This is a genomic window from Streptomyces sp. NPDC107517, from assembly GCF_055582645.1.
The window spans coordinates 20467-27348 of record NZ_JBVJPM010000051.1 but is presented as its reverse complement, the minus strand read 5'-3'; the positions used below and the strand labels follow the sequence as shown (position 1 = coordinate 27348).

3 protein-coding genes and 1 pseudogene are annotated in these 6882 nt (G+C 71.0%); 3 read left to right on the top strand and 1 reads right to left on the bottom strand.

Annotation, left to right across the window (positions count from 1 at the left end):
- Positions 1-678, top strand: a pseudogene (locus ACZ67T_RS43700) (DUF2637 domain-containing protein); the annotation flags it as partial.
- Positions 679-733: 55 nt separating this feature from the next.
- Here ACZ67T_RS43700 and lysS read toward each other — a convergent pair.
- The gene (gene lysS / locus ACZ67T_RS43695) at positions 734-2542 is read right to left on the bottom strand and encodes a lysine--tRNA ligase (protein ID WP_469992327.1); all 1809 of its coding nucleotides are present in this window, start codon (positions 2540-2542) and stop codon (positions 734-736) included.
- A 113-nt stretch (positions 2543-2655) separates the two neighbouring features.
- Here lysS and ACZ67T_RS43690 point away from each other — a divergent pair, with 113 nt between their 5' ends.
- On the top strand, positions 2656-4965 hold the full coding sequence (locus ACZ67T_RS43690; protein WP_469992326.1) for a PA14 domain-containing protein: 2310 nt from the start codon (positions 2656-2658) through the stop codon (positions 4963-4965).
- 122 nt (positions 4966-5087) lie between these two features.
- Positions 5088-6854, top strand: a complete 1767-nt coding sequence (gene argS / locus ACZ67T_RS43685; protein ID WP_469992324.1) for an arginine--tRNA ligase — start codon at positions 5088-5090, stop codon at positions 6852-6854.
- The last annotated feature ends 28 nt before the right edge of the window (positions 6855-6882 follow it).

Sequence of the window (6882 nt, the reverse complement as noted above, 5' to 3'; positions counted from 1 at the left end):
GCCCCCGTCGAGTCCCTGATGCCGCTGCGCCTGGCGCGCTACGGCGTCCCGCTCGCGGAGACCGCCCCCTCGGGCCTGGCCGCCGCCGGCATCGAACCGGCGCTGCTGCCCCCGGCCCCGGCACCGGCCGCACCCGCTCCCGCCCCCGTTCCCGAGCTGGAGCGTCCCGCTCCGGCGGCCGCCGTTGCGCAGCCGGCTCCCGTACAGCCCGGGACTGCGGCCGAGGCGGCGGCCGCCGCCGCAGCTGCCGCCGGTGAGGAGTCGAGCCCGTGGTTCGCGCACCCGCCGCAGGCGGTGTCGTACGACGGTGGCTACGACCCGACATACGACCCCGAGCAGCAGTACGAGCAGTGGTACGAGGAGCAGCCTGCGGCGGAGGCCTTCATCCCCGCGCAGTCGGTCCAGGAGCCCGAGTTTCCCGTTCCTTCCGGGCCCAACCGCACCCGCCAGCTCGGTGAGGGGATCACGGAGACCGGCGACGCGGCGCCGAGCGACGAGGACCTCTACCAGGTGTTCCGGAAGTCGATAGACGGCGAAGGCGGCCCCACGCCCGGCACGTTCCAGGCGAACGTCGAGGCGACGTACGGGCTGCATCTGGAGCAGCGTGAACTGCAGCGCTACATGGAGGCGTTCATGCAGCGCCTGAACAGCGAGTTCATCGAGGACCACATCGCCTGACCCGCCGCATACGCGAAAGGGCCGCACCGGAGCATCCGGTGCGGCCTTTCCTCAACTACGCGCCGAGCAGCTTGCGCACCCGGTCCGCGCCCACGGCGAGCAGCAGCGTGGGCAGCCGCGGCCCGGTGTCACGGCCGACGAGCAGGTCGTACAGGAGCGCGAAGAACGACCGCTGGGCCGTCTTGATCTCCGGCGGCAGCTCCTTCGGCGTCGCGTCCGGCGAGAAACCCGCCCGGACCTTCGGCACGCCGTAGACGAGGTGCGTCAGGCCGTCGAGGGACCAGTGCGAGTCCAGGCCGTCGAGGAGGAGCCGCAGCGACTCGCGAGCCTCGTCGTCGAGCGCGGCCAGCGCCTGCGTGTCCGGCTCCTCGCGCACCAGGGTGCGCGACTCGGCGGGCACGTACTTGCTGATCCACGCCTCGGCCCGGTCCAGCCTCGGCCGCACCTCGTCGAGCGCGGTGACCGGGTTCTGCGGGTCGAGCTCGCTGAGGATGCGCAGCGTCTGGTCCTCGGCGCCGGCGGTGATGTCGGCGACGGAGGCCAGGGTGCGGTACGGCAGCGGCCGCGGGGTGCGCGGCAGTTCACCGGCCGCGGTGCCCACGGCGCGCGTGTACGCGGCGGCGTCCGCCGGCAGGACGGAGCCGTCGGCGACCTTGGAGGCGAGCTTGTCCCACTCGTCGTAGAGCCGCTGGATCTCCTGGTCGAAGGCGATCTTGAAGGACTGGTTGGGCCGGCGGCGGGCGTACAGCCAGCGCAGGAGCTGCGGCTCCATGATCTGGAGCGCGTCGGCCGGGGTCGGGACCCCGCCCTTGCTCGACGACATCTTCGCCATGCCGCTGATGCCGACGAACGCGTACATCGGGCCGATCGGCTGCTTGCCGCCGAAGATCCCGACGATCTGCCCGCCGACCTGGAACGACGAGCCCGGGGACGAGTGGTCGACACCGGACGGCTCGAAGATCACGCCCTCGAACGCCCAGCGCATCGGCCAGTCGACCTTCCAGACCAGCTTGCCGCGGTTGAACTCGCTCAGCCGGACCGTCTCGCTGTGGCCGTCGAGCGTGCAGGTGTAGGACAGCTCCGTCGTCTCGTCGTCGTACGACGTGACGGTGGTGAGGTCCTTGCCGCACTCGCCGCAGAACGGCTTGTACGGGTAGTAGCCGCCCGCGCCGCCGCTGCCGTCGTCCTCGTTCGCCGCGCCGGAGCCCTCGGCGGCCTCCAGCTCGGCCTCGTCGACCGGCTTCTGCTGCTTCTGCTGCTGCGGCTTCTTGTCGGGGTTCTTCTTGGTCCGGTACTGGTCGAGGATCGCGTCGATGTCGCCGCGGTGCTTCATCGCGTGCAGGATCTGCTCGCGGTAGACGCCCGACGTGTACTGCTCGGTCTGGCTGATGCCGTCGAACTCGACGCCCAGGCCGGCGAGGGCCCCGGTCATCGCGGCCTTGAAGTGCTCCGCCCAGTTCGGGAACGCCGATCCGGCGGGCGCCGGGACCGACGTGAGCGGCTTACCGATGTGATCGGCCCAGGACTCGTCGACGCCGGGGACACCGGCCGGGACCTTGCGGTACCGGTCGTAGTCGTCCCAGGAGATCAGGTGCCGGACCGCGTACCCGCGGCGGCGGACCTCGTCGGCGACCAGGTGCGGGGTCATGACCTCGCGGAGGTTACCCAGGTGGATCGGGCCGGAGGGGGAGAGGCCGGAGGCCACGACGACCGGTTTGCCCGGGGCGCGGCGCTCGGACTCGGCGATGACATCGTCCGCGTAACGGGAGACCCAGTCCTGGGTCTCCGCGCCTGTGCTCTGGGCCACGATTCGGTCGTCCTTCTCTGCGAGTCGGGTGGAGCGGGTGAGCTCTGCTGGGGCCATTCTCCCAGTTACCGGGCGCTTGGGGGAAACGCGTTCCGCGAGTGCCAAGGCCACGTAAAAAAACAGAGGACCCCGCCGTACAACCCCACGGGCCCCACGCGTGTCCTCACTTCGTGATCACAGACAGATTCCGCGCCGGGCTGCGCGTGGGGGCCGCCGGGCTCGCCATGGCCCTGCCCACGGCCTGCCTCGTCCTGGCAGCGCCCTCTGCCTCGGCCGCCGTGACCTGCGGCAACACCACGTTCAAGCGGACGTTCTACACCAATACGTCGTTCTCGGGTACGCCGAAGAAGACGGACTGCGACACCACCATCGACCAGAACTGGACGGGCGCTCCGCTCTCCGGGATGGCCACGAACAACTTCTCCGTGCGCTGGTCGCTCACCCGGGACTTCGGTTCGGGCGGCTGCTTCACCTACCGCCTCTCCGGCACGGACGGCCTGCGCCTGTACGTGGACGGCGTCCGCAAGGTGAACAAGTGGACGAACACCGGTGACTCCGGCAACAGCGTTCCGGGCACCTTCTGCATCGGCTCGGGCAGCCACACCGTCCGCGTCGACCACGCGAACTGGACGGGCCTGTCCCGGGTGAAGTTCACCTGGCCCGCCTCCTCCGACAGCAGGGCGCCGCTGGCCCCGACCGGCATCACCACCTCGTACGACGCGGCGACCGGCAAGGCCACCGCGAGCTGGACGAAGAACCGCGAGCTGGACATCGACCACTACCGGGTCCTCGTCGAGACCTCCACGACCGGGATCGCGCGCTGGGACACCACCGGCACCAGCACCTCGTACGCGCTGCCGAAGGACGGCCGGAAGTACCGGTTCTGCATCCAGGCCGTCGACAAGTGGACGAACTACGGCGCCACCGCGTGCGGCCCGTACGTCACCACTCCGGACAAGACGGCCCCGGCCGTCCCGGCCGTGCGCGCCTCGGACGTCACGGTGTCGAACGACGTGGGCACGCCGCGCGTCAACGTCTGGCTGGGCCAGGTGCAGCCGTCCGACGGCCCCGTCTTCACGCTGTGGCGGGCCACGGCCCAGGCGGGCCCGTACACCAAGGTCTCGACGCTCGACCTGCGCGAGACCCCGGACGAGCAGTACCTGTACGACGAGACGCCCGCCGAGAAGCAGACGTACTACTACGCGGCGTCGGCCACCGACGCCGCCGGCAACACCTCGGCGCGCACCACACCCGTCGCGGTGACCACGCCGGACACGTCGGCGCCGGGTGCGGTGACGGGCCTCGCGGCCAAGGCGGACGCCGACAAGGTCGCGCTGACATGGGCCGCGCCGGCCGACGACGCGGTGCGCTGGCAGGTGTACGGGGCCGACGGCACCGCGACACCGGCCCTGCTCGGCACCGCCGACTCCGCCGCGTACTCCGACACAACGGCCAAGCCCGGCGTCATCCGCACTTACACCGTGTACGCGGTCGACGCGGCCGGGCACCGCTCGTCCGGGGTGAAGATCTCCGCGCGGCGCCAGGTGGCACCGGCCCTGCCCGTGTACCTGCGCCCGGACGCGGACGGCCGTCCCGAGCTGCGCTTCAGGGTGGCGGCGGACAACGACCACAGCGGCGGCTTCCGGGTCTACTCCGGCACCTCCGCGTCCACGGCCCGCACGAACCCGCGCGCCTGCGAGCCGAAGGAACTCCTCGCCACCGACACGTACATCGAGTACGGCTGCGTCCTCACCGACTTCGGCGACTCGACGGACCGCTACGTCACCGTCATCGCCGTGGCCGGCAGCGGCGTGACCTCGACCGACCTCAAGACGATCCGCTACGACGACACCACCGCGCCGCCCGCCACGGCCGGTCTCACCGCGACCCCCGAACCGTGGGGCACGGCCCTGCGCTGGGACAAGTCCACCGCCGCCGACGTGCACGCGTACTGGGTGCGGGCCGGCCGGCCCGAGACGGTCGACGGGGCGCGGACCTGCGCGGGCGGCACCACGGAGGTCCTCGACGGGGACGCCACGTCCTTCCAGGACACGGCGGGCCTGCCGGACGGCGAGGACCGCTGCTGGGAGGTGCGCGCGGTGGACGGCTCGAACAACTACTCCGAGCCGGTCACCGTCTACGCCACCGAGCAGGACACCCGCCCCACGGAGGCGACCCCTCCGGGCTCCCCCGTCACGGGTCTGGAAGCCGTGGAGAACGCCGGTGACGTGGCCCTGAACTGGGACACCCTCGACGGCGCCACCAGCTACCGGGTCTACCGCTGGGACCGCGCCACGGGCACGTACGAGCGGATCGCCGACGGCGCGCTGGAGAACCCGTACTCGCAGGAGTTCCGTCACTACCGCGACGAGAACGCCCCCGCCGGGAGCGCCGCCTACTACCGGGTGACGGCGGTGTACGCGGACGGCACCGAGTCGGCTCCGGCGCTCGCGGCCGTGACGCTGGCGCCCGTGTCCTGACGCGAGCGCCACCGGGAGCGGGCGGGCGGGAATCCATGCGACCGCCCGCCCGCCCCCATGGGAGACTGGAGACGTTTTCTGCACCTCTTCTGTACTCCTACGAGCGGAACGGCAACCACTCCATGGCCTCGGTCACGTCCCTCACGTCCTCCGTCCACCAGCGTCTCGCCGACGCCCTCAGCGCCGCCCTCCCCGAGGCCGGTGCGGGCGCGGACCCGCTGCTGCGACGTAGCGACCGGGCCGACTACCAGGCCAACGGGATCCTGGCGCTCGCCAAGAAGGCGAAGGCGAACCCGCGGGAACTGGCCACGCAGGTCGTCGAGCGGATCACGACCGGCGACCTGCTCGCCGACATCGAGGTCTCGGGCCCCGGCTTCCTGAACATCACGGTCACCGACACGGCGATCACCGAGACGCTGGCGGCCCGCGCCGCCGACGGCGACCGCCTCGGCGTCCCGCTGAAGGACAACGCGGGCGTCACGGTCATCGACTACGCCCAGCCCAACGTGGCGAAGGAGATGCACGTCGGCCACCTGCGCTCGGCGGTCATCGGCGACGCCCTGCGCGGCATGCTCGACTTCACGGGCGAGCGGACGATCGGCCGGCACCACATCGGCGACTGGGGCACCCAGTTCGGCATGCTCATCCAGTACCTGATCGAGCACCCGGGCGAGCTGGCCCCGGCCGACGAGGTCGACGGCGAGCAGGCCATGTCGAACCTCAACCGGATCTACAAGGCCTCCCGTGCCGTCTTCGACGCGGACGAGGCCTTCAAGGAGCGGGCCCGTAAGCGGGTCGTCGCACTGCAGTCGGGCGACAAGGAGACGCTCGACCTGTGGCAGCGGTTCGTGGACGAGTCGAAGGTCTACTTCTACTCGGTCTTCGAGAAGCTCGACATGGAGATCCGCGACGAGGAGATCGTCGGCGAGAGCGCGTACAACGACATGATGGCCGAGACGGCGCGGCTCCTGGAGGAGTCGGGCGTCGCCGTCCGCTCCGAGGGCGCCCTCGTGGTCTTCTTCGACGACATCAAGGGCAAGGACGACCAGCCGGTCCCGCTGATCGTGCAGAAGAAGGACGGCGGCTTCGGCTACGCGGCCTCCGACCTGTCCGCGATCCGCGACCGCGTCGTCGACCTGCACGCCACGTCGCTGATCTACGTCGTGGACGTGCGCCAGTCACTGCACTTCAAGATGGTCTTCGAGACGGCACGCCGCGCGGGCTGGCTGAGCGACGAGGTCACGGCCCACAACATGGGCTACGGCACGGTCCTCGGCGCGGACGGCAAGCCGTTCAAGACGCGTGAGGGCGAGACGGTCCGCCTGGAGGACCTGCTCGACGAGGCCGCCGAGCGGGCCACGGCGGTCGTGCGCGAGAAGGCCGAGAAGGTGGGCCTGACCGAGCAGGAGATCGTGGAGAACGGCCGCTACGTGGGCATCGGCGCGGTGAAGTACGCCGACCTGTCGACGTCGCCGAGCCGGGACTACAAGTTCGACCTGGACCAGATGGTGTCCCTGAACGGCGACACGAGCGTCTACCTCCAGTACGCGTACGCCCGGATCAAGTCGATCCTGCGCAAGGCCGAAGGCGCGGCCCCGGCCGCCCACCCGGAGCTGGCCCTGGCCCCGGCGGAGCGGGCGCTCGGCCTGCACCTGGACGCGTTCGGCGACACGGTCTTCGAGGCCGCCGCCGAATATGCGCCGCACAAGCTGGCCGCGTACCTGTACCAGCTGGCGTCGCTCTACACGACGTTCTACGACCAGTGCCCGGTCCTGAAGGCGGACACCCCGGAGCAGGTGGAGAACCGCCTGTTCCTGTGCGACCTGACGGCCCGCACGCTGCACCAGGGCATGGCGCTCCTGGGCATCAGGACGCCCGAGCGCCTCTGACCCTTCCTCGGCCTTCCGGTACTCGGTG

Excerpts from the sequence above, each read along its gene's own strand:
- lysS (WP_469992327.1), bottom strand. The coding sequence starts at position 2,542 with ATGGCCCCAGCAGAGCTCACCCGCTCCACCCGACTCGCAGAGAAGGAC.
- argS (WP_469992324.1), top strand. The coding sequence starts at position 5,088 with ATGGCCTCGGTCACGTCCCTCACGTCCTCCGTCCACCAGCGTCTCGCC.